Source organism: Arthrobacter agilis, assembly GCF_002953615.1.
Lineage (GTDB): Bacteria > Actinomycetota > Actinomycetes > Actinomycetales > Micrococcaceae > Arthrobacter_D > Arthrobacter_D agilis_B.
In genome coordinates this window covers 969,299-994,852 of sequence record NZ_CP024915.1, presented here as the reverse complement: position 1 = coordinate 994,852, position 25,554 = coordinate 969,299, and the positions used below count along the sequence as shown (strand labels likewise).

The 25,554-nt window shown below is 69.6% G+C and carries 22 protein-coding genes and 1 pseudogene; 9 read left to right on the top strand and 14 right to left on the bottom strand.

The genetic code is table 11. The features are described from left to right. Nucleotides 1-26: 26 nt before the first annotated feature. Nucleotides 27-2,102: a serine/threonine-protein kinase gene (locus tag CVO76_RS04775; RefSeq protein WP_208740940.1), complete on the bottom strand. Its 2,076-nt coding sequence runs from the start codon at nucleotides 2,100-2,102 to the stop codon at nucleotides 27-29. 133 nt (nucleotides 2,103-2,235) lie between these two features. On the opposite strand from CVO76_RS04775, the gene CVO76_RS04770 reads away from it, so the two are divergent. The 4 genes from CVO76_RS04770 (at nucleotide 2,236) to CVO76_RS04755 (ending at nucleotide 5,233) form a co-directional block, all read left to right on the top strand. After that, nucleotides 2,236-2,592, top strand: coding sequence for a hypothetical protein (locus CVO76_RS04770; protein WP_208740938.1), 357 nt, complete (start codon nucleotides 2,236-2,238; stop codon nucleotides 2,590-2,592). A 69-nt stretch (nucleotides 2,593-2,661) separates the two neighbouring features. Beyond that, nucleotides 2,662-3,408: a lipoyl(octanoyl) transferase LipB gene (lipB, locus tag CVO76_RS04765; RefSeq protein ID WP_208740936.1), complete on the top strand. Its 747-nt coding sequence runs from the start codon at nucleotides 2,662-2,664 to the stop codon at nucleotides 3,406-3,408. Beyond that, entirely contained in the window at nucleotides 3,405-4,406 is a 1,002-nt protein-coding gene (gene lipA, locus CVO76_RS04760; RefSeq protein ID WP_208740934.1) for a lipoyl synthase, read from the top strand. Before lipB ends, lipA begins: the two co-directional genes overlap by 4 nt. Before the next feature lie 74 nt (nucleotides 4,407-4,480). Then, nucleotides 4,481-5,233: a DUF4191 domain-containing protein gene (locus CVO76_RS04755; RefSeq protein ID WP_208740932.1), complete on the top strand. Its 753-nt coding sequence runs from the start codon at nucleotides 4,481-4,483 to the stop codon at nucleotides 5,231-5,233. A gap of 81 nt (nucleotides 5,234-5,314) precedes the next feature. Here CVO76_RS04755 and CVO76_RS04750 read toward each other — a convergent pair whose 3' ends face one another. Beyond that, nucleotides 5,315-5,752, bottom strand: a complete 438-nt coding sequence (locus tag CVO76_RS04750; RefSeq protein WP_133081678.1) for an RDD family protein — start codon at nucleotides 5,750-5,752, stop codon at nucleotides 5,315-5,317. Between the two features lie 261 nt (nucleotides 5,753-6,013). Here CVO76_RS04750 and glnA (CVO76_RS04745) point away from each other — a divergent pair, with 261 nt between their 5' ends. Beyond that, nucleotides 6,014-7,438, top strand: a complete 1,425-nt coding sequence (gene glnA, locus CVO76_RS04745; protein WP_133081677.1) for a type I glutamate--ammonia ligase — start codon at nucleotides 6,014-6,016, stop codon at nucleotides 7,436-7,438. A 74-nt stretch (nucleotides 7,439-7,512) separates the two neighbouring features. Here glnA (CVO76_RS04745) and CVO76_RS04740 read toward each other — a convergent pair whose 3' ends face one another. After that, nucleotides 7,513-10,521, bottom strand: coding sequence for a bifunctional [glutamine synthetase] adenylyltransferase/[glutamine synthetase]-adenylyl-L-tyrosine phosphorylase (locus CVO76_RS04740; RefSeq protein WP_208740930.1), 3,009 nt, complete (start codon nucleotides 10,519-10,521; stop codon nucleotides 7,513-7,515). 29 nt (nucleotides 10,522-10,550) lie between these two features. Beyond that, nucleotides 10,551-11,891: a type I glutamate--ammonia ligase gene (gene glnA / locus CVO76_RS04735; RefSeq protein ID WP_208740928.1), complete on the bottom strand. Its 1,341-nt coding sequence runs from the start codon at nucleotides 11,889-11,891 to the stop codon at nucleotides 10,551-10,553. Between the two features lie 300 nt (nucleotides 11,892-12,191). Between glnA (CVO76_RS04735) and panB the strand changes: the two genes are divergently transcribed. Next, complete coding sequence (gene panB, locus CVO76_RS04730; RefSeq protein WP_133081674.1) at nucleotides 12,192-13,070, top strand: 3-methyl-2-oxobutanoate hydroxymethyltransferase; 879 nt, start codon at nucleotides 12,192-12,194, stop codon at nucleotides 13,068-13,070. 21 nt (nucleotides 13,071-13,091) lie between these two features. Here the strand turns inward: panB and CVO76_RS04725 are convergent, their stop codons facing one another. Next, entirely contained in the window at nucleotides 13,092-13,253 is a 162-nt protein-coding gene (locus tag CVO76_RS04725) for an SPOR domain-containing protein (protein WP_208740926.1), read from the bottom strand. Nucleotides 13,254-13,351: 98 nt separating this feature from the next. On the opposite strand from CVO76_RS04725, the gene map reads away from it, so the two are divergent. Together map and ppgK are read left to right on the top strand one after the other, a co-directional pair. Continuing rightward, nucleotides 13,352-14,230 carry a type I methionyl aminopeptidase gene (gene map / locus CVO76_RS04720; RefSeq protein WP_208740924.1) on the top strand — a complete coding sequence of 293 codons (879 nt, stop codon included), beginning with the start codon at nucleotides 13,352-13,354 and terminating at the stop codon, nucleotides 14,228-14,230. Between the two features lie 82 nt (nucleotides 14,231-14,312). Beyond that, the gene (gene ppgK, locus CVO76_RS04715) at nucleotides 14,313-15,125 is read left to right on the top strand and encodes a polyphosphate--glucose phosphotransferase (protein WP_133081671.1); all 813 of its coding nucleotides are present in this window, start codon (nucleotides 14,313-14,315) and stop codon (nucleotides 15,123-15,125) included. A gap of 131 nt (nucleotides 15,126-15,256) precedes the next feature. Here ppgK and nrdR read toward each other — a convergent pair whose 3' ends face one another. From nrdR to CVO76_RS04700, 3 genes are all read right to left on the bottom strand, one after another. Beyond that, nucleotides 15,257-15,754, bottom strand: a complete 498-nt coding sequence (gene nrdR, locus CVO76_RS04710; RefSeq protein WP_133081670.1) for a transcriptional regulator NrdR — start codon at nucleotides 15,752-15,754, stop codon at nucleotides 15,257-15,259. Nucleotides 15,755-15,864: 110 nt separating this feature from the next. Continuing rightward, entirely contained in the window at nucleotides 15,865-17,235 is a 1,371-nt protein-coding gene (gene hisD, locus CVO76_RS04705; protein WP_244186207.1) for a histidinol dehydrogenase, read from the bottom strand. Between the two features lie 62 nt (nucleotides 17,236-17,297). Next, a complete protein-coding gene (locus CVO76_RS04700) occupies nucleotides 17,298-17,825 on the bottom strand; it encodes a hypothetical protein (protein WP_133081669.1) in 528 nt (175 codons plus the stop codon). A gap of 135 nt (nucleotides 17,826-17,960) precedes the next feature. Between CVO76_RS04700 and CVO76_RS04695 the strand changes: the two genes are divergently transcribed. Continuing rightward, nucleotides 17,961-18,488: a flavin reductase family protein gene (locus CVO76_RS04695; protein WP_244186205.1), complete on the top strand. Its 528-nt coding sequence runs from the start codon at nucleotides 17,961-17,963 to the stop codon at nucleotides 18,486-18,488. A 58-nt stretch (nucleotides 18,489-18,546) separates the two neighbouring features. On the opposite strand, the gene dnaE is transcribed toward CVO76_RS04695, so the two are convergent. The 6 genes and pseudogenes from dnaE to CVO76_RS04665 all read right to left on the bottom strand — a co-directional run. Beyond that, nucleotides 18,547-22,026 carry a DNA polymerase III subunit alpha gene (gene dnaE / locus CVO76_RS04690; protein WP_208741705.1) on the bottom strand — a complete coding sequence of 1,160 codons (3,480 nt, stop codon included), beginning with the start codon at nucleotides 22,024-22,026 and terminating at the stop codon, nucleotides 18,547-18,549. A 163-nt stretch (nucleotides 22,027-22,189) separates the two neighbouring features. After that, the gene (locus CVO76_RS04685; RefSeq protein ID WP_133081668.1) at nucleotides 22,190-23,125 is read right to left on the bottom strand and encodes an RluA family pseudouridine synthase; all 936 of its coding nucleotides are present in this window, start codon (nucleotides 23,123-23,125) and stop codon (nucleotides 22,190-22,192) included. 133 nt (nucleotides 23,126-23,258) lie between these two features. Beyond that, nucleotides 23,259-23,765 (bottom strand): annotated as a pseudogene (gene lspA, locus CVO76_RS04680) (signal peptidase II); the annotation flags it as partial. A 292-nt stretch (nucleotides 23,766-24,057) separates the two neighbouring features. After that, nucleotides 24,058-24,711 carry a DivIVA domain-containing protein gene (locus tag CVO76_RS04675; RefSeq protein WP_208740922.1) on the bottom strand — a complete coding sequence of 218 codons (654 nt, stop codon included), beginning with the start codon at nucleotides 24,709-24,711 and terminating at the stop codon, nucleotides 24,058-24,060. Between the two features lie 147 nt (nucleotides 24,712-24,858). Continuing rightward, on the bottom strand, nucleotides 24,859-25,149 hold the full coding sequence (locus tag CVO76_RS04670; protein ID WP_133081666.1) for a YggT family protein: 291 nt from the start codon (nucleotides 25,147-25,149) through the stop codon (nucleotides 24,859-24,861). A 59-nt stretch (nucleotides 25,150-25,208) separates the two neighbouring features. Beyond that, nucleotides 25,209-25,554: cell division protein SepF (locus CVO76_RS04665; protein WP_208740920.1), on the bottom strand; the 346-nt coding region annotated here is incomplete at its 5' end.

The window sequence follows — 25,554 nt, the reverse complement described above, 5'->3', positions numbered from 1 at the left end:
AGGGTACCGTGATCCATTCGGTCGTCTCACCCGGGTGACACGACCGAATGGATGCGCCAGCCGCCTCCGGAGTCCCAGAGGACGAAGATCAGGTCCTGCAGGCCCGCTGCCATCAGCGGGCGCGGCGCGTCCGCAGAATGCCCTGCCGGGCCTGCCGCCTCCGTGTAGGAGGACACGGCCGCCGTCGCCCGGACCAGCGACACCTCCGTGCCGGCAGGTGGCGCCGAGGCCGGAAGACCCGCGACCGCCGTCATCGCCGCCTGTTCCTCCCCACCGAGTGCTGCAGGATCGCGGATCGTGATGGACAGGTCCCGGAGGCTCCGCCCCGAGGCCGCGAGCGCGGTGACGGCCTCCTGGTCGGCCGACATCGCGGGTGAGCCCTGGACGTCGACGGTCGCCAGCAGGGACGGATCGGCGGTCGCGAAGGCCTCGGCCCGGAGGGCGGCGAGACCGACGAGCGCCGTGACCGGGTCGGCGTCCAGCGTGACCCCGGCCGGCGCCTGCGGACTCGGAGGCCTCGGAGCCGCCTGCTCCTGCCCGGCTCCTCCCTGCGCGGCATCGTCCTGTCCTGCCCTTTCGTCCCCGGCCCTCTCCTGCCCGCCACCTTCCTGCCGAGTTTCTTCCTGCCGGGTTTCTTCCTGTGCGGCTCCCCCTGACCGCCCGCCGTCCACCACCGAACCCTCTCCCGTCGCGCTCTCCGGGGCCGGGACGATCGAAATGCCAGAAGTGGCGGCCCCCGGTCGATCCCCGCCCGGCGCATCGGGCCCACCCAGCGTCAGCGCGATGCCCCCCAGCAGCAGCACGAGGGCAGCCACCCCTGAGACGATCGCGAGCAGCGTACGGATGCGCCCGGGTCCGGGCCGCACACCTCCCCGGCCGACGGCGGGAACCCCGGGAGTCCTTCGGCCCGCGGTCGCCCCGCGCGGACGCGGTCGCCCGTCCTTCCGGTCCCGGTCCCGGCCCCGGCCACCTGCGACGCGCTTCCAGCGCCGGGTCAGGCCGGAGGGAGCAGTGCCCGTACGCCTCGTCAGCAGGTGCGGCAGCACGCTGGGATGCACGGCCGGTACGAGGTCGACCGGCCCCGGCTCGGTGCTGGACAGCAGCACGCGGGCGAAGGAGTCGGCGGTAGGCCGTCGGGCCCGGGACGGGTCCAGGCCGTCCTCGATGAGCTCCATGAGCTGCGGCGGCACGTCCGGGATGATCAGCGCGAGCGGCGGGCGGTGCTCGGCGGGCCCGGGGACGCGGCCGGTCAACGCGAACCACGACACCGCTGCGAGGGCGAAGACATCCGCTCCGGTGTCGAAGGAACCGTCGCGCAGCGGGTCGATGAAGCCGGGCGTGCCTGCGCCCGGAACGGGATCGGCCCCGAGGAGCCGCGCCGTCCCGAAGTCGCCGAGCAGGGGCTTGCCCTCCTGCGTGAAGAGGATGTTGCCGGGCGACACGTCCCCGTGCAGTGCCCCGGCACCGTGCAGGTGGGCGAGCACCTGGGCGATGGGCACGAGGGCCGTGACGACCTCCGCGATCGGGAGGGGACCGCGGCTGGTGACCAGATTGAGCAGGGACCCGCCGGGAGCGAGGTCCATCAGCAGCCCGGGACCCGCGTCCGTTCCCACGATGCGGAGCACCCTGAGGAGGTGATCGTGGCGGAACCGCTGGAGGGTCAGCAGCTCGCGTGAGATGTCGTCGGCCGTCCGATCGGACGGCCCGTGCGGCCCGGACAGCCCGTACGGCCCATCGGCACCGTCGGACGATCGCTGCCCTCCGGCGCGGGGCGGAGATCCACCGTCGGGGGGTCCCGCGGCGCGGCGCCCACGCCGTCCCGCGACCAGGGCGGATGTCGGGAAAGCCTGCGTTGGCGTTGCCGTCCGGGGCGCAACGGCGACCTTGAGCGCGAAGGATCGACCGTCGTCGTCGGTCACGAGCCACACGGCGGACGTCCCGCCGCGGCCGAGGAGCCGTCCGACCCGGAAGCCCGCGACCACCGGCCGGGGGGCCTCCTCGGCATCGGGGGGAGTCGAGCGGGCGTCCGCCCGGACCTCGTGCAGCGTTGCCGGGGTCGACGCATGGTCCGCGGGTCGTGCTGATGCCGTGGGATCGCTCATGCATCAGTTCTAGGGCATGGGAGCGGGTGACCGGCGTTATCCACAGGCCCGAGCGCATCACTGATCCACCCGGCCACGGCTTCGAATATGTGTTCTAATTTTAATCCTCAGATACACCGAAGGCAGGTAGGTCATGATTCCCTCACCAGCGGATCCGGTCGGCTCCTGGCGGACGTTCGACGACGCGGTCGCACTCACGTTCGACGCCACCGGCGGTGAGTCACGGCCCTCCTGTCTGCACTGGCGCGGGTCGGCCTGGCACGTCGTGGACGGGTGCATGCACTGGTCCACCTGGCGCGCGCTGCCGGTGGCTCCGTCGCAGGGGACTGCTCCGACGCGCGGCCTCAGGGCCGACTTCTGGCGTTTCCGCGCGCAGACGAGCGGGTTCTCCCCCGTCCTCCACTTCGAGGTGCGGCGCGCCGAACGGGAGTGGCGGCTCGTGCGGCTCCGCGCGACGTTCGAACTGCCGGAGAAGGGAACGGAGGGCTGATCGACCCCGACGCGGCCACCGCGGAGCAGGACGGCGCGATGTGTCGGTCCACCGGACTACCCTTGCTTCATGACTCTCGTACTGTCGCGCGTCGGACTCGCTCCGGACTACATCGAGTACACGGACGGCTGGGACCGGCAGAAGGCCCTTCACGCGCAGGTCGTGGACGGCACCGCACCCAGCACGGTCCTGCTCCTCGAGCACACGCCCGTCTACACCGCGGGCAAGCGGACGGAGGACCACGAGCGACCGTTCGACGGCACACCCGTGGTCCCGGTGGATCGCGGCGGGAAACTCACCTGGCACGGACCGGGGCAGCTCGTGGGGTACCCGATCCTCGCGCTGCGGGATCCGGCCCGCGTGGCCGAGTACGTCCACATCCTCGAGGAGGTCATCATCACCTCGCTCCTCCACTTCGGCATCGACGGCATCAGGATCGAGGGTCGCTCGGGAGTATGGCTGGCGGCGACGGACGAGCGACCCGCCCGGAAGATCGCGGCGATCGGCATCCGGGTGAAGGACCGCGTCACGATGCACGGTTTCGCGGTCAACTGCAACAACGACCTCGCGCCGTTCCAGCAGATCGTCCCCTGCGGGATCAGTGACGCCGGCGTCACCTCCATCTCCGCCGAATGCGGCAGGACTGTCACTCCCGCGGAGATCGTTTCGCTAATAGAGGCCGGACTGCGTAACAATGAGGCGGTGCTGGTGGGCGAGGACGACACCGACGCACCCCGTATCGGCACTGCCGACGCCGCCGACACGCGCGCGGCCGGCCTCTCCCGGAACACCCCGTCAGAAGGAGCTTTACTGTGAGCCTTGCACCCGAGGGTCGCCGCCTGCTGCGCATCGAGGCGCGCAATGCCGAGACGCCGGTGGAGCGCAAGCCGGACTGGATCAAGGCGAAAGTCAACATCGGTCCCGAATTCGTCGCGATGAAGAACCTCGTGAAGAAGGAGGGGCTGCACACCGTGTGCGAGGAGGCGGGGTGCCCCAACATCTTCGAGTGCTGGGAGGACCGCGAGGCCACCTTCCTCATCGGAGGGTCCGAGTGCACCAGGCGGTGCGACTTCTGCCAGATCGACACCGGCAAACCGCAGCCACTCGACCGCAGTGAGCCCTTCAAGGTCGCACAGTCGGTGCGGTCCATGAACCTGCGCTACGCGACCGTCACGGGCGTGGCGCGTGACGACCTGCCCGACGAGGGGGTCTGGCTGTACGCCGAGACCATCCGGCAGATCCACAGCATGAACCCCGGCACGGGCGTGGAGATCCTCATCCCGGACTTCTCCGGTCGGCCCGAGCACATCGCGGCAATCTGCGATGCCGCCCCCGAGGTCTTCGCGCACAACGTGGAGACCGTGCCGCGCATCTTCAAGCGCATCCGGCCGGCGTTCCGCTACGAGCGCTCGCTCGATGTCATCACGCAGGGACGCGACCGCGGCATGGTGACGAAGTCCAACCTGATCCTCGGCATGGGCGAGACGCGGCAGGAGATCTCCGAGGCGCTGCGCGACCTCCATGCCGCGGGCTGCGACCTCATCACGATCACGCAGTACCTGCGCCCCAGCGAACGCCACCTCCCCGTCGACCGGTGGGTCAAGCCCGGCGAGTTCGTCGAGCTGAGCCAGGAGGCCGAGGAGATCGGTTTCCTCGGCGTGATGAGCGGCCCCCTCGTCCGCTCCTCCTACCGTGCGGGCCGTCTCTGGGCCCGCGCCATGCGCAAGAAGGGGCTCCAACTGCCGGCCGAACTCGCCCACCTCGACGAGTCGGGCTCCGCCTCGCAGGAAGCCTCCTCGCTCCTCGCCGGCTGACGCGACTCCCACCCGCCGCCACGGGGTGCCTGCTCAGTCGGCACTTCCCGGCCATCCCGTAGAATCGAAGAACTATGTCGCACACGATCGATCCTTCAGGCTCACCCACGCCCAAACGCCGTCTTTTCTCCCGCAAGCCGAAAGCGGAGAAGGGGCCGAAGAAGACCGGGCGGATGAAGCAGATCGTCGAGGTCTTCAAGATGACGCGGCGCAACGACCCCAGCGCCGTCTGGTTCATGCTGCTCGCCTTCGTCGGCATCATCGCGGTGGGCCTGCTGATCGGCCTGCTGATCGACAACATCATCACCCTCATGATCATCGCGATCCCGCTCGCGTTCCTCGCGGCGATCTTCATCCTCTCCCGCAGGGCCGAACGTGCTGCGTTCTCGCAGATCGAGGGTAAGCCCGGCGCTGCCGGTGCAGCGCTGAGCGTCCTGCGCCGCGGATGGATCCTGCAGGAGCAGCCGGTCGCCGTGAACCCCCGCACACAGGACGCGGTGTTCCGGGTCATCGGCCGGCCGGGGGTCATCCTCGTGTCGGAGGGGCCCTCCACCCGGGTGAAGCAGCTGGTCGACGGCGAGAAGCGCAGGATGGCGCGGATCATCCCGAACGTCCCGGTGCACGTCATCGAGACGGGGCGCGGCGACCGCCAGGTCCCTCTCGCCAAGGTCCCGAAGGCCGTGCAGAAGCTGAAGAAGACGCTGACGAAGCAGGAGGTCCACGCCGTCGACAAGCGACTGAGCGCGCTGGGCACCAAGATGCCGATCCCGAAGGGCGTCGATCCCTTCAAGGCCCGCCCGGACCGCAAGGCGATGCGGGGACGCTGAGTCCCGCACCCGATCCTGATGAAGAGAGCCCCTCCCGCCGGCAGCGGGAGGGGCTCTCTCTGTGAGGTCGGGACGACGTCCTCAGATGCGGAACAGGCCGGTGTTGCGGACGCGGTCGTGGAGTCCGCGCTGGTCGCTGTCGATGACGAGCGCCGGGATGACGAGGCACAGCAGGACGCTGCGGATGAGCGCCGTCAGGTAGCCGGCGGGTCGGCCGTCGAGCGTCTGGACCTGCATCCGCAGCAGCCGGTGCCCGATGCTGTAGCCGAAGAAGCCGACGAACAGGACCTGCTCCACGAGGAAGATGTACAGCGTCGCGAAGCCGTCGTAGCCGAAGAATGCGGCCGACAGCAGCGAGCAGAGGATCCAGTCGATGAGCAGCGCACCGGCTCTGGGGCCGAAGCGGGCGATGGACCCCGGACCCGACTCCGGCCGTCCGAGCCGCTGTCCGGGCCACTGCTGGTTGCCCGACGGCGACGGACCTTCCATCCATGAGCCGATGTCGTTTCTGTTCACCACCGTTCCAGCCTACCCGCGGACCGGGTGGAGGGGTCCGCATTATGCCTCCGCCTCCGCGGGGGCGCTAGGGTGGGAGGCGCAGTTCCCCTTCTGTAACGTCCCGGAAACAATGACGACACCAGCGAGAAACTGCCCGCTCCTACAGTTGGAACGAGTCGGCGGCAGCGTTCCATCCTGCCAGAGCTCGTGACATCCCGTGCGGTGCAGGGACACGCGCTGGCGCCGGGTCATCACCCAGCCATGCGTTAGGAGCATGATTCGATGTTTAAGAATGCGGACGAGGTCCTCAAGTTCATCGCCGACGAAGACATCAGGTTCGTCGATGTCCGGTTCACCGACCTCCCCGGAGTGCAGCAGCACTTCAACGTTCCCGCCAAGTCGGTCGACGCGGACTTCTTCATCCACGGCCAGCTCTTCGACGGCTCCTCCATCCGCGGGTTCCAGGGCATCGCGGAATCCGACATGCAGCTCATCCCGGATGTGACGACGGCGTTCATCGACCCGTTCCGCACCGAGAAGACCCTCGCGCTGAACTTCTCCATCGTCAATCCGCGCACCGGCGATCCCTACCACCGCGATCCCCGTAGCGTGGCCGAACGCGCCGAGGCCTACCTCTCCTCGACCGGCATCGCGGACACGGCGTTCTTCGCCCCCGAGGCCGAGTTCTTCATCTTCGACAACGTGCAGTACGAGTCCTCCCCGCAGGGCAGCTTCTACAAGGTGGACTCCATCGAGGCGCCCTGGAACAGCGGCCGCGAGGAGGTCGGCGGCAACCTGGGCAACAAGACGCCGTTCAAGGGCGGCTACTTCCCGGTCTCCCCCGTCGACAAGCAGGCCGACCTCCGCGACGCCATCTGCGTGGAGCTGGACAAGGCCGGCCTCGAGGTCGAACGCTCGCACCACGAGGTGGGCGGCGCCGGCCAGGCCGAGATCAACTACAAGTTCACGACCATGACGCACGCTGCGGACGACCTGCAGAAGTTCAAGTACATCGTCAAGAACGTCTCCAACGCCTGGGGCAAGACGGCCACCTTCATGCCGAAGCCGATCTTCGGTGACAACGGGTCCGGCATGCACTGCCACCAGTCCCTGTGGAGCGACGGTCAGCCGCTGTTCTACGACGAGCGCGGCTACGCCGGCCTCTCGGACACGGCCCGCTGGTACATCGGCGGCCTGCTGAAGCACGCCTCCGCCGTCCTCGCCTTCACGAACCCGACGGTCAACTCCTACCGCCGCCTGGTCAAGGGCTTCGAGGCCCCCGTCAACATGGTCTACTCGCAGGGCAACCGCTCCGCCGGTATCCGCATCCCGATCACGGGCTCGAACCCGAAGGCGAAGCGCATCGAGTTCCGTGCGCCGGACCCCTCCTCGAACCCGTACCTGGCCTTCGCCGCGCAGCTCATGGCAGGCCTCGACGGCATCAAGAACCGCATCGAGCCCGCCGATCCGATCGACAAGGACCTCTACGAGCTCCCGGCCGAGGAAGCGAAGGACATCCAGAAGGCCCCCGGCTCCCTCGAGGAGGCCCTGCTGGCCCTCGAGGCGGACAACGAGTTCCTGCAGGCCGGCGACGTCTTCACGCAGGACCTGATCGACACCTGGATCGAGTACAAGCGCGAGATGGAGATCAAGCCGCTCTCGCTGCGCCCGAACCCCTACGAGTTCGAGCTCTACTACGGCGTCTAGCAGCACCCGCACCGACGACGACGGCGGCTCCCCGACAGCGGGGGGCCGCCGTCGTCGTCTCCCCGGACGGCTGCCTAGTACCCGTAGAAGTGCCGCTCGAACACGGCCCTGCTGCGCCGCGTGAGCCGCAGGTAGTCCTCCTCCAGCTCCGATCCGCTCCCCGGGCCGTACCCGCACCATCGAGCCACGGCCTCGAGGTCCCGACGCGACGACGGCAGCAGGTCCGAGCCGCGCCCGCTCCAGATGACGTTCGCGGCACGGATCCGGGTCGCGAGGGTCCAGCTGTCGCGCAGCAGCCCGACGTCCTCCGACGGGAGCAGTCCCTCGTCGCCGAGGGCGTCGAGGGCGGCGAGGGTCGACTGGACCCGCAGGGCAGGAACGGCGTGGGCGTGCTGCAGTTGGAGGAGCTGCACGAGCCATTCGACGTCGCTGAGGGCGCCACGGCCCAGCTTGAGGTGACGGGACGGGTCGGCGCCGCGCGGGAGCCGCTCGGACTCCACGCGCGCCTTGATGCGCCGGATCTCCCGGACACCGGTCTCGCCGAGGTCCTGCGGGTACCGCACGGGATCGATCAGCGCGAGGAACTCGGCGGCCAGGTCGTCGTCGCCCGCGAGCGGCCGCGCCCGCAGCAGCGCCTGCGCCTCCCAGACGAGGGACCACCGGCGGTAGTACTCCCGGTAGGAGGAGATGGAGCGCACCATCGCGCCCTGCTTGCCCTCCGGCCGCAGTGCGGTGTCGATCTCGAGGACCCGTTCGGCGAGGACGGGCGGTTTGCACGGCTGGGTCAGCAGCGCGGCGAGGCGGGCGACGACAGCTTCGGCCTGCTTCTGTGCTGCCGCCTCGTCGGCCCCGGGCAGCGGGCGGTGGACATAGATGACGTCGGCGTCCGACCCGTAGGTGATCTCCCGACCGCCCTGGCGTCCCATGGCCATGACGACGACGTGGGTGAGCTGCTCCTCCTGCCCGAACACCTGGTTCTCGGCCACGTGCAGGGCGCCGAGGATGGCGGCGCGGTCGGCGTCGGCGAGGGCCTCCCCCACCTCTGGCTGTGACAGGAGGTTGGAGCTGTCCGCGATCGCGATGCGGAGCAGTTCGCGGCGGCGGATGAGCCGGATCAGCCGGATGGCCTCGTTCGGCGCAGGATGCCGCGACATCTTCGACCGGATCTCCTGCCACTGGGTGTCGAAGGTGTCGGGGACCAGTTCGGCGTCGGACCCGAGCCACTTCGTCGACTCGGGCGAGACCTCCAGCAGGTCGGTGATGAAGCGGCTGCTCGACAGGACGGCGCAGAGCCGCTCGGCCGCCGCGTTGGAGTCGCGCAGCATGCCGAGGTACCAGTGGCTCTCGCCGAGGGACTCGCTGAGCCGCCGGAATCCGAGCAGGCCGGCATCGGGATCGACCCCGTCGGCGAACCAGGCCAGGAGGATGGGCAGCAGCTGCTTCTGCAGCATCGCCCGTCGGCGCAGGCCACCGGTCAGCGCCTCGATGTGGCGCATGGCGCCGCGCGGGTCCTGGTAGCCCAGGGCAGCCAGGCGGGCCTGGGCGGCCTCGGCCGTCAGCTGGACGTCCTCGGGCTGCAGTGTCGCCGCGTTGTTGAGCAGGGGCCGGTAGAAGATCGATTCGTGGAGGCGCTTGACGAGCTTCCTCGTCCGCTGCCATTTGTCGTGGAGGCTCTGCGCGCTGGGCCGCACCGTGACCATGCATCCCTCGGAGGACCGGGCGAGGGCGCGGAGGGCTGTCTCGTCCTCCGGCATGAGGTGGGTCCGGCGCATCTGCATGAGCTGGATCCGGTGCTCGAGGACCCGCAGGTAACGGTAGGCGTCGTCGAGGTCCAGCGCGTCCGAGCGCCCGATGTACCCTCCGGCGCTCAGCGCGCCGATCGCGGAGACGGTGTCCCTGGCCCTCAGCGACTCGTCGAGCCGGCCGTGCACGAGCTGGAGCAGCTGGACGGTGAACTCGACGTCGCGCAGGCCTCCCGGTCCGAGCTTGAGCTGGCGTGCCTCCTCGTCGCGGGGGATGTTGTCGGTCACCCGGCGCCGCATGGCCCGGACGCCCTCCACGAATCCCTCGCGCTGGGACGACGCCCAGACGAAGGGGGCTATCGCCTCCTCGTACCGCCGGCCCAGCTCCGGGTCGCCGGCCGCGGCCCGGGCCTTCAGGAGTGCCTGGAACTCCCAGGTCTTCGCCCACCGCTGGTAGTAGGACACGTGGGACTGCAGCGTGCGTACGAGCTGCCCGTCCTTGCCCTCGGGCCGGAGGTTCGCGTCCACCTCCCAGAGCGCCGGTTCGGTGCCCGGGGAGTAGACGCCGCGGGACATCCCGGAGGCCAGGCCGGTGCCGATCCTCGTGAGCGTCGAGTCGTCGAGGTCCTCGCCCTCGGCGACGTAGACGACGTCGACGTCGGAGATGTAGTTGAGCTCGCGGGCACCGCACTTCCCCATCGCGATGACCGCGAGCTTCACCCGGGCGACGGTGTCGGCACCGTAGACCTCGCCGAGGTCCGCGCGGGCGACGGCGAGGGAGGCCTCGAGGGCGGCGGTGGCGAGATCGGCGAGCTCGCGGGCGACCACGGGCAGGTAGTCGACGGGGGCGCAGTGGCAGAGGTCCCGCACCGCGAGGTCCGTGAGGTGGCGCCGGTACGCCACCCTGAGCCTGCGGTACGCCTCGATCCCGCCGACCCCCGCCACGGGATTGGCCTCGGCCGGATCCGCGCCGACCGAGGAGAGCAGCGCGGCCCGGAGCTCCTCCTGCGTGACCACCGGGAGGACCGCAGGAGCGGGCCGGACGACGTCGAGGTGCCGGGGGTGCCGCATGAGGAACTCGCCGAGGGCCTCGGAGGCTCCGAGCAGGCGGAAGAGGGGCGCGCGCCTGCCCTGGTCCGAGAAGGCCGCACCCACGGCCCTGCGGTCGACGGCCAGGAGCCGCACGAAGGACTGCAGCGCGAGGTCCGGATCGGCCGCCACGGCCAGCCCGGCGAACAGGTCGTCGTCGTTGAGTCCCTGCAGCTCAGGAGCGCCGAGGAACCTGCGGCTCTTCTCGAGGTCCGTGAAGCCGTAGCTGATCAGCTTGCGGTTGAGGCTCATGCGCCAACACTAGCCAAGCCGCGGGCGGCCTAGAGGATGTTGAGGTTGCGGCGCAGCTCGTACGGGGTCACCTGGATCCGGTAGTCGTGCCACTCCGCGCGCTTGTTCCGCAGGAAGTTCTCGAACACCTGCTCCCCGAGGATGTCGGCGACGAGCTCCGAATCCTCCATGACGCGGATCGCGTCGTGCAGGCTCGCGGGCAGCGGGTCGTGTCCCATCGAGCGGCGCTCCGCCGCGGTCAGGCTCCACACGTCGTCCTCGGCGGCGGGCGGGAGTTCGTACCCCTCCTCGATGCCCTTGAGCCCTGCGCCGAGCAGCACGGAGTAGGCGAGGTAGGGATTGCTCGCCGAGTCGATGCCCCGGTACTCGATGCGCGCGGACTGCCCCTTGTTGGGCTTGTACAGCGGTACGCGCACCAGGGCGGAGCGGTTGTTGTGGCCCCACGAGAGGTAGCTCGGAGCCTCGCCACCGCCCCAGAGCCGCTTGAAGGAGTTGACGAACTGGTTGGTCACGGCCGTGAACTCCGGGGCATGGCGCAGGATGCCCGCGATGAACTGGCGGGCGGTCTGCGAGAGCTGGAACTCCGCGCCCGCCTCGTAGAAGGCGTTGGTGTCGCCCTCGAACAGGGAGAAGTGGGTGTGCATGCCCGAGCCCGGATGTTCCGAGAAGGGCTTGGGCATGAACGTCGCGTAGCTGCCGGAGGTGAGCGCCACCTCCTTGATGATCGTGCGGAACGTCATGATGTTGTCCGCGGTCTGCAGCGCGTCGGCGTAGCGCAGGTCGATCTCGTTCTGCCCCGGCCCGGCCTCGTGGTGGCTGAACTCGACGGAGATGCCCACGGACTCGAGCATCGCCACGGCGGTGCGGCGGAAGTCCTGGGCCACGCCGCCGGGGACGTGGTCGAAGTAGCCGGCGGAGTCCACCGGGACGGGCTGCCCATCGGGGCCGAGTTCCGCGGACTTGAGCAGGTAGAACTCGATCTCCGGGTGGGTGTAGCAGGTGAACCCCATGTCCGCGGCCTTCGCCAGGGTCTTCTTGAGGACTCCCCGCGGGTCGGCGGTGGAGGGCTGCCCGTCCGGCGTCAGGATGTCGCAGAACATACGCGACGTCTGCTCCTTGTCGCCGCGCCAGGGCAGGATCTGGAAGGTCGACGGGTCGGGCTGGGCCAGCATGTCCGACTCGTAGACACGGGCCAGGCCCTCGATCGAGGACCCGTCGAAACCGAGGCCCTCCTCGAAGGCGCCCTCCACTTCCGCGGGGGCGAGGGCGACGGACTTCAGCGAGCCGACCACGTCGGTGAACCACAGGCGTACGTAGCGCACGTCGCGCTCCTCGATCGTCCGCAGTACGAACTCCTGCTGCCGGTCCATGACCACCCTCATTCCTTGTCTCGTTCCCCGGGCCGCCCCGTCGGGGCAGCGGGCTGTCCATGCCCGACGTCGCTCACGTCGGCTCACGTCGGCGCGCCGCGGCGGCGGTACCTCGGTGCCGCCGGGCACGCGTGCGCCTGCCGTCCTCACTCTACTGACCTGCGCGGGCGGCGACGGCTCCGCCCATTCTGGCGTGCCGAGATTAACGCGCGGTTACACGGTGCTCAGGTACGGTCCGTCCCGCCCGGGACGGACGGGTCACGGCCGGGAGGCGGGGCCGTGGTCCGCTAGTCTCGTGGCATGACTTCCGCCGAATTGCCAGCCCCCTACGGAGGGGGAGCAGCCGCGCCGTCGACCCCGGGGACCGCGGGCGGGTCGAAACGGCCGGGCCGGGTCCGGATCCATCATCTGCAGCAGGCCAAGGACCAGGGCGCGCGCTTCGCCATGCTCACGGCGTACGACCAGTACGCCGCGCAGGTGTTCGACGAGGCCGGGATCGAGGTGCTCCTCGTGGGCGACTCGGCCGCGAACAACGTCCTGGGCCACGCCACCACGCTGCCGATCACCCTCGACGAGATGATCCTGTTCAGCCGCGCCGTGAGCAGGGCCACGACACGGGCCCTCGTCGTGGCGGACCTGCCCTTCGGCAGTTACGAGGTGTCCCCCCAGCAGGCCGTCGAATCCTCCGTCCGCCTCCTGAAGGAGGGCCTCGTCCACGCCGTGAAGATGGAGGGCGGCGCGGACTACGCGGACACGGTGCGCGCCCTCGTCCGGGCGGGCATCCCGGTGATGGCCCACATCGGCTTCACCCCGCAGAGCGAGCATGCACTCGGCGGCTACCGGGTCCAGGGCCGCGGGGACGCCTCCCGTCGCATCGTCGACGACGCCGTCGCCCTCGCGGACGCCGGAGCGTTCTGCGTGCTGATGGAGATGGTGCCGGCGGAGACGGCGGACGCCGTCGACGCGGCCGTGCGCGTCCCGACGGTCGGCATCGGCGCCGGCGCCGGCACGACGGGCCAGGTACTGGTCTGGCAGGACATGGCCGGGCTGCGCGGCGGCCGGCAGGCGACGTTCGTCAAGCAGTACGCGGACCTGCGGACCGTCCTCTCGGATGCCGCCAGGGCGTACGCGGACGAGGTCCGGGCCGGCACGTTCCCCGGCCCGGAGCACACCTTCTAGCGGCGTCCGGAGGCGAGGGCCTCAGTCGTCGTCCTGGTCCCACGCGTCGTTGCGCTGCTGGACCTTCTCGAGGGCCTTCTCCGCCTCGGCCCTCGTGGCGTACGGCCCGATCAGCTGGGACCAGTCCGACTGCCGGTCCTCCTCCACCTCGTGCGTGCGCACGTTGAACCAGTACTCCGTCACGTCGACCTCCTAGATCCAGGGCAGGGGCGATGTCACCCGGTGATCCGGCCGACGGCCCCTTCGGGGAGGCCGACCCGGCCCGCTATAGGATCAAGGGTATGCCCCAGTCCTCCGCCACCGCTCCCGTCGGGACCCTGACCCCCGGCACCGTCTCGCCGCAGCGCCCCGTCCCCTCCGGCATCGCCCGCCCCGAGTACGTGGGCCGCACGGCGCCCGCCCCCTTCACGGGATCCGAGGTCAAGACGCCCGAGACCATCGAGAAGATCCGCATCGCCGCGAGGATCGCCGCGCAGGCCATCGTGGAGGTGGGCCGCGCGGCGAAGCCCGGCGTGACCACCGACCAGCTGGACCGCGTCGGCCACGAGTTCCTCCTCGACCACGGGGCCTACCCGTCCACGCTGGGCTACCGCGGCTTCCCGAAGTCGCTGTGCTCATCGCTGAACGAGGTCATCTGCCACGGCATCCCGGACTCGACCGTGATCGAGGACGGCGACATCCTCAACATCGACATCACGGCCTACAAGGACGGCGTCCACGGGGACACCAACTACACGTTCTGCATCGGCGACGTGGACGAGGAGTCCCGCCTCCTCGTCGAACGGACCGAGGAATCCCTGAACCGGGCGATCCGTGCGGTCGCGCCGGGGCGCGAGATCAATGTCATAGGACGCGCCATCGAGTCCTACGCGAAGCGCTTCGGTTATGGTGTTGTCCGTGACTTCACCGGGCACGGCGTCGGAGAAGCGTTCCACACGGGCCTGATCATCCCGCACTACGACGCCGCCCCCGCCCACAACCGCGTCATCGAGCCGGGGATGGTCTTCACCATCGAACCGATGCTGACGCTCGGGACCATCGACTGGACCATGTGGGCGGACGACTGGACCGTCGTCACGAAGGACCGGAAGAGGACAGCGCAGTTCGAGCACACACTCGTTGTCACCGACCGCGGCGCGGAGATCCTGACCCTGCCCTAGCGCAGCCACCCCGCGGACCCCTGCCCGTACGCTGCAGTACCCTCATCCCGGCTCGCGCCGGTCCACCCTTCAACGGAGAATCATGGCCAAGGACACCGACAAGAAGAAATCGAAGAAGCTCCCCGCGACCGTCATCGGCGTCGACATCGGCGGCACCGGCATCAAGGGCGGCATCGTCGACCTCGAGAAGGGCGTGATCGTCGGTGAGCGCTACCGCATCCCGACGCCGAAGCCCTCCACGCCCGAGGCCGTCGCCGACGTGGTCGCCCAGATCGTCGCGGAGCTGTCCTCCCGGCCCGAGGGGCCGGGAGCCGACGTGCCCGTCGGTGTCACCTTCCCCGCCATCATCCAGCACGGTGTTGCGCGGTCCGCGGCGAACGTGGACAAGAGCTGGGTCGATACCGACGTCGACGCCCTGTTCACCCGGGTCCTCGGCCGGGACGTGCACGTGATCAACGACGCCGACGCCGCCGGGCTCGCCGAGGTCCGCTACGGAGCCGGCAAGGGGAAGCTGGGCACCGTCCTGGTCATCACCCTCGGCACGGGCATCGGATCGGCGTTCATCTTCGACGGCAGGCTGGTGCCCAACGCCGAACTCGGCCACCTGGAGATCGACGGGCACGACGCGGAGACGAAGGCATCAGCGGTGGCCCGTGAGCGTGACGGCATCGGCTGGGACGAGTACGCCGTCCGCCTGCAGCGCTACTTCTCGCACGTCGAGTTCCTCTTCTCCCCCGAACTGTTCATCGTCGGCGGCGGCATCTCGAAGCGGAGCAGCGAATACCTGCCGGCGCTGCAGCTGCGCACGCCGATCATCCCGGCGCAGCTCAAGAACCACGCAGGGATCGTGGGCGGGGCGCTGCAGGCCGCCCTGCTCTTCAGCCCGACGGTCTGACCCCGTCACAGCAGGAGCCCGGTACGGATCCGTACCGGGCTCCTGCTGTCTGTCCTGCCCCTCCGGGCGGACGTGGAACCGGTGGTGGCGTCGGCTTCCCCTCCGCAGCCACCACCGGGGTCTTCGGTGCGCTATTGCGCCGTCAACGGCCGTTGCGCCCCGGAGGGGACGCGCTCGTTGTCCTTCGCCTGCTCGCGGAGGGTCTCGATGGCATCCTCGAAGTCCTCGAGCGACTCGAAGCCCTGGTACACGCTGGCGAACCGCAGGTATGCGATCTGGTCGAGCTTCCGCAGGGGTTTCAGGATCGCCAGTCCCACCTCGTGCGCATCGATCTCGGCGACGCCGCTGGCACGGACGTTCTCCTCGACCTCCTGGGCGAGGAGCGCCAGGTCGTCCTCCGTGACGGGCCTGCCCTGGCAGGCCTTCCGCACGCCGTTGATGATCTTCATCCGGCTGAACGGCTCCCCCGCACCCGAGCGCTTGATCACGCTGAGGCTCGTGGTCTCCACGGTGCTGAAGCGGCGGCCGCACTGGGGGCACTGGCGGCGGCGGCGGATGGCCGACCCGTCGTCCCCGAGGCGGCTGTCGACCACCCGGGAGTCGGGGTTGCGGCAGTACGGACAGTACACGGCTTCCCCTCCCGCTCGATGATGGTCGTCCTGCCCATTTTAGGACTAGATGTGGTGAAACAACAATCCTGTAATTACCACATGTAGTGCTGGAGGAGCTATCCGGGGCTTCAGGAGCCGGCCGTCGGGAAGCGCGCCGTGACCGCCTCGCCGTGCGCGGGCAGGTTCTCCGCGGCCGACAGCGCCACGATCGACGTCGCCACCTCCCGCAGCGCCTCGCGGTCGTAGTCGACGAGCTGCACGGCGCGCAGGAACGTCGTGACGTTCAGGCCGGACGCGAAGGCCGCGGTCCCGCCCGTCGGCAGGACGTGGTTGGACCCCGCGCAGTAGTCGCCGAGGCTGACCGGGCTGTAGCTGCCGATGAAGACGGCGCCCGCACTCCGGATCCGTCCCGCCACGGCTCTGGCATCAGCGGTCTGGATCTCGAGGTGCTCGGCGGCATAGGCGTCGCAGACGGCGATGCCGTGGTCCATGTCGTCGACGAGGACCACGCCGGACTGCGGCCCCGAGAGGGCAGTGCGGACCCGCTCGGCGTGGCGCGTCCGGGCGACCCGGGACCGGAGGGCCTCGACGACGGCGGCCGCGAGCTGCTCGGAATCCGTGATCAGGACGGACGCGGCCTGCGGATCGTGTTCGGCCTGGCTCACGAGGTCCGCTGCCACGAGGTCGGCGTCGGCCGTCGCATCGGCGAGGACCGCGATCTCCGTGGTCCCTGCCTCCGAGTCGATACCGACCCGCCCGCGGACCAGGCGTTTGGCCGTGGCGACGAAGACGTTGCCGGGTCCGGTGATGACGTCGACCGGCTCGATGGCCGGCTGCGCGGAGCCGTCCGCCGTCCCCGCGATCCCGTAGGCCAGGGCGGCCACGGCCTGGGCCCCGCCGATCGCATACACCTCGGTGATGCCGAGCATGGACGCCGCGGCGAGGATGACCGGGTGGGGCCAGCCGCCGAACTCCTTCTGCGGGGGTGAGGCGAGGGCGATCGACCCGACGCCGGCTGCCTGCGCCGGCACCACGTTCATCACCACCGACGACGGGTAGACAGCCAGCCCGCCCGGGACGTACAGGCCCACACGGTGGACCGGGATCCACTTGTGCGTGAGGCGGGCGCCGGGCGCGACCTCGACCTCGACGTCCGTGGGGACCTGGGCGGACGCGAAGATGCGCGCACGCCGGATGGCCTCCTCCAGCGCCGTCCGCACCTCGGGGTCGAGCCCCGCGACTGCCGCCCCGATGACCTCGGCCGGCACGCGCGGGTGCTCCTGCTCCACGCCGTCGAACCGTCGTGCGAGGTCCCGGAGGGCGTCGACGCCCCGCGCGCGGACGTCGTCGATGATGGCCTGGACGGCTGCCTCCGACGAGTGGGCGCTGGCGGCAGCGCGTGGCATGGCCCGCTTGAGCTCACCCGGCGACAGCGCCCGCCCGCGCAGGTCGATGGTGCGGAAGCCGACGGTCGGGAAGCTGCTGGGCGCTGGATTCACCCTGAGAGTCTACCGGGACCCCGGGCGGAGCTGCTGCGGATCGGGCGGGGACGCCGCCGAGGTCAGGACCGCCGGCGCGCCAGGCCGATCAGGGCCGTGGCGAAGATGATGAGGGCGGCGACGGCCGGCCAGATCAGGAGGGCACCGTAGGACTGGAGGACGAAGTCGGACCCGGGCAGCTCGGCACGCCCGTGGGGTCCGAACAGAAAGGCGAGACCCTCGCCGACCGCGAGTGCGAGGACGGATCCGAGGATCGACCCTCCGACGGCGGCCACGATACGCGCCACCACTCCCGGCAGCCCGAGCCGCAGGGCGACGACGGTCCCCACGGCGATACCGGCCACGAACTCCAGACCGGCGAGGGTGAGATCGCGGAGCAGCCACTGGTCCGCCGACGCCGGATCGCCGAAGAGCCGCCCCGTGGGGGCGAGGAGCCACCAGCCCGCGCCGACGACCGCACCGAGCAGGATCGTCGAACCGAGCCACCAGAACACGCCCGCCGGCGGCACCGAGCGCCGGTCCTCTGCCACCGCATAGACCGGAGGCGGATAGTTGCTTGATCCGGTGTCCGGCTCCTCGTCAGCGCGCATGACTTCTACATTAACAAACCACTCCCCGCCCCGGGCACGCGCCTAGTGTGGGGGTGGCAGCGTGAACAGCCGTCCGCCTCGGACCGGCCCATCCGCACCGCGTTGTCCACCGCCGTCGATCCCCGGAGGAACCACGTGAACAACCCCAGCACCGCGCCGGCAGGCCTGCAGTCCGCCGAACTCCACGGCGAGTCGTTCCGCGAGGTCTTCCGCCGCCATGCCGCCGGCGTGGCCATCATCACGGCGACCTACGACGGCGTCCCCTACGGTTTCACCGCCACGTCCGTCGCGTCGCTGTCCGCCGAGCCGCCGCGGTTCTCCTTCAACATGGCCCGCACGTCCTCCTCGTGGCCCGCCGTCGCGAACACGAACTTCGTGGGGGTCCACATGCTCAGCACGGAGAACGAAGGCCTGGCCAACCGCTTCGCCCGCACCAAGGACCGGTTCACCGGCGACCACTGGGAGGCCGGGACCGAAGGCGTGCCGATCCTCAAGGACGTCGCCGGGTGGCTCGTCGGCCGCATCAGCATGCGCCTCTCCTTCGAGAACAACGCGGTCGTCGTCGCCGAGGTGATCGCCGGGAACATCGGACCCGACGGCGCTCCCCTGCTCTACCACGGCGGCAGTTACGGTACGCCGACGGCCACCGACTACGTCATCTAGGCGTCCTGCCCGCGCCGTCCGGTACTTCCAGTGAGCGCCGGACGACCCGGATGCGGGATCAGGCGTCCAGGCAGGCAGGTCCCAGCAGCACCTTCAGGTCGCCGAAGAGCCCCGGCGTCGGATTGACCCGCAGGTCGACGCCGAGCTTCATCACCTCGACCTTGCGGGAGCCGCTGAGCCTGATCAGGACCTCGCTCGTGCCCGGGTGCGTCCTCAGCACGTCGCCGAGCGCGGTGACCGCGGTCTCCGTGGCCTTGTGCTGCAGCATGGAGATCACCACGGGACCCGAGTGGCCCTCGCTGAGGTCAGGCACCGTCAGTTCCTGCGCGTTGAGCATCACGGCGCCGTCGTCCCGGCGCTGCAGCCGACCCCGGACCACCACGATGAGGTCCTCCGCCAGCACGGCCGAGATGGGCCCGTACACCTGGCCGAAGAACATGACCTCCATGGATCCGGCGAGGTCCTCGACCTCCGCCCGCGCATACGCGTTGCCGCTGTTCTTCGCGATCCTGCGCTGCAGGGACGTGATCATGCCGGCGATCGTGACGATCGCCCCGTCCGCCGGACCCTCCTCGCTGATGATCGACGGGATCGACGAGTCGGCGTGCTGGCCGAGGATGCCCTCGAGCCCCTGCAGAGGGTGGTCCGAGACGTAGAGGCCGAGCATGTCGCGCTCGAAGGCCAGCTTGTCCTTCTTGTCCCACTCGGGCAGGTCCGGCACCTCGACGGACAGGCCGCCCACGGAGCCCCCGGCGTCGTCGAACGCGCTGAAGAGGTCGAACTGGTTCGCCGCCTCGTTGCGCTTGAGGACGATCACCGAGTCCACGGCCTCCTCGTGGATCATCGCGAGGGCGCGCCGTGGATGGCGGAGCGAGTCGAACGCGCCGGCCTTGATGAGCGATTCGATGGTGCGCTTGTTGCAGACGACGGCGGGCACCTTCTGCAGGAAGTCGCTGAAGGACGTGAACGCGCCCTTCTCCTCACGGGCACCGACCATGGCGCCGACGACGTTCGCGCCGACGTTGCGGATGGCACCCATGCCGAAGCGGATGTCCTTGCCCACCGGGGTGAAGTTGACGCTGGACTCGTTGACGTCCGGCGGCAGGACGGTGATGCCCATGCGGCGGCACTCGTTGAGGTAGATGGCCAGCTTGTCCTTGTCGTCACCGACGCTGGTGAGCAGGGCCGCCATGTACTCCGCGGGGTAGTGCGCCTTGAGGTAGGCCGTCCAGTAGGACACGAGCCCGTAGGCCGCGGTGTGCGCCTTGTTGAAGGCGTAGTCGGAGAAGGACTCCAGCACGGTCCAGAGCTTGTCCATCGCCGCCTGGGAGTAGCCGTTGGACTTCATGCCGGCGAAGAAGTCGGCCTGCTGCTTGTCCAGCTCGGACTTCTTCTTCTTGCCCATGGCGCGGCGGAGCATGTCCGCCTGGCCGAGCGTGAAGTTCGCCAGTTTCTGCGCGGCCGACATGACCTGCTCCTGGTACACGATCAGGCCGTACGTCCCGCCGAGGATCTCCTCGAGCGGTCCCTCGAGTTCGGGGTGGATCGGCTCGATGTCCTGCAGGCCGTTCTTGCGCAGCGCGTAGTTCGTGTGCGAGTTCACCCCCATGGGTCCCGGCCGGTACAGGGCCAGGACGGCGGAGATGTCCTCGAAGTTGTCGGGGCGCATGAGCTTCAGCAGGGACCGCATGGGGCCGCCGTCGAGCTGGAAGACGCCGAGGGTGTCCCCGCGCGCCAGGAGCTCGTAGGACTCCTTGTCATCGAGCTCGAGGTCCTCGAGGACGAGGTCCACGCCCTTGTTCGCCGTGATGTTCTCGACGGCGTCCGTGATGATCGTCAGGTTCCTCAGGCCGAGGAAGTCCATCTTGATCAGTCCGAGCCCCTCGCACGTGGGGTAGTCGAACTGGGTGATGATCTGGCCGTCCTGCTCACGGCGCATGATCGGGATGATGTCGATCAGGGGGTCGGAGGACATGATGACGCCCGCCGCGTGCACGCCCCACTGCCGCTTCAGCCCCTCGAGGCCGAGGGCGGTCTCGAAGACCTTCGCCGAGTCGGCGTCGGTCTTGAGGAGCTCCCGCAGCTCCTCCGCCTCGGAGAAGCGCTTGGCGTCCTTGTTGTGGACGTCCGCGAGGGCGAGGCCCTTGCCCATGACGTCCGGCGGCATGGCCTTGGTGAGGCGCTCCCCCGTGGAGAACGGGTAGCCCATGACCCGGGAGGAGTCCTTGAGGGCCTGCTTGGCCTTGATGGTGCCGTAGGTGACGATCATGGCCACGCGCTCGTCGCCGTACTTCTCCGTCACGTAGCGGATGACCTCGGAGCGGCGCCGATCATCGAAGTCGACGTCGAAGTCGGGCATGGAGACGCGCTCGGGGTTCAGGAAACGCTCGAAGATGAGGCCGTGCTTGAGGGGGTCGAGGTCGGTGATGCGCATGGCGTACGCCACCATGGAGCCCGCACCGGAACCTCGGCCCGGACCCACCCGGATGCCGTTGTTCTTGGCCCAGTTGATGAAGTCGGCCACCACGAGGAAGTACCCCGGGAAGCCCATCTGGGTGATGACGCCGACCTCGAACTCCGCCTGCTTGCGGACGTCGTCGGGCACGCCGGCCGGGTAGCGGTACTGCAGCCCGGTCTCGACCTCCTTGACGAACCAGGACTGCTCGTTCTCGCCCTCGGGGACCGGGAACCGCGGCATGTAGTTGGCCTTGGTGTTGAAGTCGACGTCGCACCGCTCGGCGATGAGCAGCGTGTTGTCGCAGGCATCGGGGAAGTCCCGGAAGATCGCCCGCATCTCGGCCGGCGACTTGAGGTAGAACTCGTCGGCATCGAACTTGAACCGCTTGGGGTCGGCGAGGGTTGATCCCGACTGCACGCAGAGCAGCGCCGCGTGGGCCTTGGAGTCCTCGGCGTGGGTGTAGTGGAGGTCGTTGGTGGCGACGAGCGGCAGGCCGAGCTCCCGGGCGAGCTTGATCAGGTCCGCCTTGACGTTGCGCTCGATGTCGAGCCCGTGGTCCATCAGTTCGCAGAAGTAGTTCTCGGCGCCGAAGATGTCGCGGAAGTCCGAGGCCGCCTGCTTCGCCTCGTCGTACAGGCCGAGGCGGAGCTTCGTCTGCACCTCGCCGGAGGGGCAGCCCGTGGTCGCGATGAGGCCCTTGCCGTAGGTCTGGAGGAGGTCGCGGTCCATGCGGGGCTTGTACAGATAGCCCTCGAGGGACGCCAGCGAGGACATCCGGAACAGGTTGTGCATGCCCTCGGTGGTCTCGGACCACAGTGTCATGTGCGTGTACGCTCCGGCGCCCGAGACGTCGTCGCGCCCGCCGCCGCCCCACTGCACGCGCGTGCGGTCGTTGCGCGCGGTCCCCGGCGTGAGGTATGCCTCGACGCCGATGATGGGCTTGATGCCGGCGCTCTTCGCCTTGCTCCAGAAATCGAAGGCGCCGAAGACGAATCCGTGGTCCGTCGTGGCGAGGGCGCTCATCCCGAGTTCCTCGGTGTGGCTGAACAGGTCCGTCAGGCGGGCCGCGCCGTCGAGCATCGAGTACTCGGTGTGGTTGTGGAGATGGACGAACGAGTCGGTCGATGCAGGAGTAGCCACCCGCCAAGTCTAGTGCTCCGGGACCTGCCCGGCCGTCGCAGGGCGGGCTCGGGACTGTCTCCCGAGGTCGCTCCGGCGTGTCCTCCCGGCTCGCCCGGGCGTGTCACACCAGCCCGGTGGAGAGGGCGGTCAGTGCGTAGGCCAGGTCCACGGGGTACGGGCTCGAGACCGTGACCGGTTCGCCCGTCCGGGGGTGGGCGAAGCCGAGCCGGTGGGCGTGCAGCCACTGTCGCGTCAGCCCGAGCTCGGCCGCCAGCCGCGGGTCGGCGCCGTAGGTGAGGTCACCGGCGCAGGGGTGGCGCAGCGCGGAGAAGTGCACGCGGATCTGGTGCGTCCTGCCCGTCTCGAGGTGCACCTCGACGAGGCTCGCGCGGCCGAAGGCCTCGAGCACCTCGTAGTGCGTCACGGAGTCGCGCCCGCCCTCCAGGACGGCGAACCGCCATTCGTGGTGCGGGTGGCGGCCGATCGGGGCGTCGATCGTGCCCTTGAGGGGTTCGGGCAGTCCCTGCACGACGGCGTGGTACACCTTGTCGACGGTGCGTTCCTTGAAGGCCCGCTTCAGTGCCGTGTAGGCGGGTTCGGTCTTGGCGACGACCATCGCGCCGGAGGTTCCGACGTCGAGCCGGTGGACGATCCCGACGCGCTCGGGCGCCCCCGAGGTCGAGATGCGGTACCCGGCCGCCGCGAGTGCGCCGACCACGGTGGGGCCGACCCAGCCCGGGGACGGGTGGGCGGCGACCCCGACGGGTTTGTCCACGACGACGAAGTCCTCGTCGTCGAGCAGGATGCCCATGCCGTCCACGGCCTCGGGGATGACGCGGTGCTTGTCCTCCGGATCCGGCAGGTCGACGTCGATCCGGTCGCCGGCGTGCACGCGGTCGGACTTCGCGAGCGGCGACCCGTCGCGGTGCACGCGGCCGTCGGCACACCACTGGGCGACCGCGGAGCGGGAGGCGTCCAGCAGCCGTGCCAGCGCGGCGTCGGTGCGACTGCCGCCGTCGGCTTCGGGGATGACGAGCTGCCGGCGCTCAGCGGGCATCGTCGCCCCGCTCCCGGTCCGCGGATCCGGTCGCCGAGTCCGGCGTGCTGTCCGGCGTGCTGTCCGGCGCGCTGTCCGGCGTGCTGTCCGTCGTCCTGTCCGTCGTCCTGTCCGGAGCTGCGGTCCCTGCAGTGGCCGGTGCGCCCCCTGCGTCGTCGGTGCTGCGCCGGCCGTCCATGCCGATCCCGCGCAGGGTCAGGAGACAGATCAGCACCACACCGCTGACGACGGCGGAGTCGGCGATGTTGAAGATCGCGAAGTTGGGCAGGGCGATGAAGTCGACCACGTGGCCCTGGCCGAACGAGGGTTCCCTGAGCAGCCGGTCGGTGAGGTTGCCCAGGGCACCGCCGAGGACCAGTCCCAGGGCCACGGACCAGCCCCAGGAGGCGACCTTCCTGACCTGCAGCACGATGGCGACGGCGACGGCGACCATGATGATGGTGAAGAACCAGGTGTAGTCGGTGCCGATGGAGAACGCCGCTCCGGGGTTGCGGATGAACCGCCAGTTGAGCAGGGGCGGCAGGACCTCGGTCACCTGGCCCTCGGTCATCGTCGACACGACCCACCACTTGGTGAGCTGGTCGAACGTGTAGGCGACGAGGGTGCACAGGAGCATCACGATCCCGAAGCGCGCGGGGATCCGCCGGGCGTGGCCCGGCTCGGCAGCGGTCGCCGCTGCGGGGCCGCCGTGGTCCGCCGGGTCGCTGGGCCTGCGTCCCGGGGCGGTGGACTCCCGGGCGGTTTCCGGAGCTCGGCGCGGCTCAGGGGTGGGATCGGTCGGCTGGTGCTCGTTCACGGTGTATCCAAGGTCTAGTCGCTGGTGTCCGCCGAGGTGCGCGGCGGCTGGAACGGCGAAAGGGCCGGCCCCCGGGGTTCTGGCCCCGGCGACCGGCCCTTCTCGTGGTCCGACGGCGGTCGGACCCGGCATCCTGCTAGGACGCGGACGCGTCGGCCGCGAGCGAACCGCGGGCGTCGAGGTCCCGGAGCTGGCCCTCGATGTAGGCCTTCAGGCGGGAACGGTAGTCGCTCTCGAAGCCACGGAGCTGTTCGACCTTGTGCTCGAGCACGGCCTTCTGCTCCTCGAGGTCGCCGAGGGTCTTGCGGCTCTTCTCCTCGGCGTCGTTGACGAGGCCGCTGGCTTCGATCTGCGCCTCGGCGATGATCTTGTCGCGCTGCTCGACACCTGCGTTGACGTACTCGTCGTGCAGGCGCTGCGCCATGGCGAGGACGCCGGCGGCGGCATCGGTGGACGCCGCGGGAGCAGCGGGTGAGGTCGCTGCAGGCGCGGCCGGGGCAGGCGCCGGGTTGGGCTCGTCGGCGGCGGGAACGGCGGTCGCCTCGTCCTCCGCGGGAGCGTCCTCGGTCTGGGTGCTGGCGGCGACCGGCGCAGGCACTGCGCCGGACTGCGAGGTGTCGGAGGACTCGCCGGCGAGCTTGCGGCGCAGTTCCTCGTTCTCGGAGTTCAGGCGGCGCAGTTCCACGACGATCTCGTCGAGGAAATCGTCCACTTCGTCCTGGTCGTAGCCCTCGCGGAACTTCGTCGGCTGGAACCTCTTGTTGACAACGTCTTCTGGCGTCAAAGCCATCTGGTCACCTCATACTGATAGAGGCCGGTCCGCCGGAAGAGCGGGCACGGCTGCGGTACCGAATTGCGGACATGATCAGCTGGACTCACGTCGGACTGTGAATCAGCGTATAGCTTCTCGAACTTCATCACGAAACGGACTCGGACGCTAGGCGGCGAGACCGGCGGACACGGACATCAGGATCAGCACCACGATGAAGAGCACGAGGAACGCGAGATCGAGCTGGACGCCGCCGAGGCGAAGCGGCGGGATGAGTCGGCGAAGGGCCTTGATGGGCGGATCGGTCACCGAGTAGACACCCGAGGCGAGCACGAGGGCGAGCTTCTGCGGTCGCCAGTCACGGGCGAACCCCTGCACGGCGTCGTAGATGATCCGGAGGATCAGCGCGAGCTGGAAGAGCATCAGTACCAGGTAGATCAGGGCGAATACCAAACTCACAGAGCAGTTCCAGTCCTTCGGGCCTTATGGGTCGGGGGCGACCGTGGAGGCCGCTGGGGTCAGCTCTGGTTGAAGAAGCTGGTCTGCGCTTCGCTTGCCTTCAGGTCCTCGCCGAGGACTTCAATATACGACGGCGACAGCAGGAACACCTTATTGGTGACGCGCTCGATGCTGCCGTGGAGGCCGAACACGAGGCCCGCCGAGAAGTCGACGAGGCGCTTGGCGTCGGCCTCGCCCATGTCGGTGACATTCATGATGACCGGGATGCCGTCGCGGAAGCTCTCGCCGATCAGCTTCGCGTCGTTGTACGACCGGGGGTGGATCGTGGTGATCTGGCGCAGGGCGCCGGAGTCCTCACGGGACGACGGCGCACGCTTGATCGGTGTCACGGGGGCGCGGTACTCC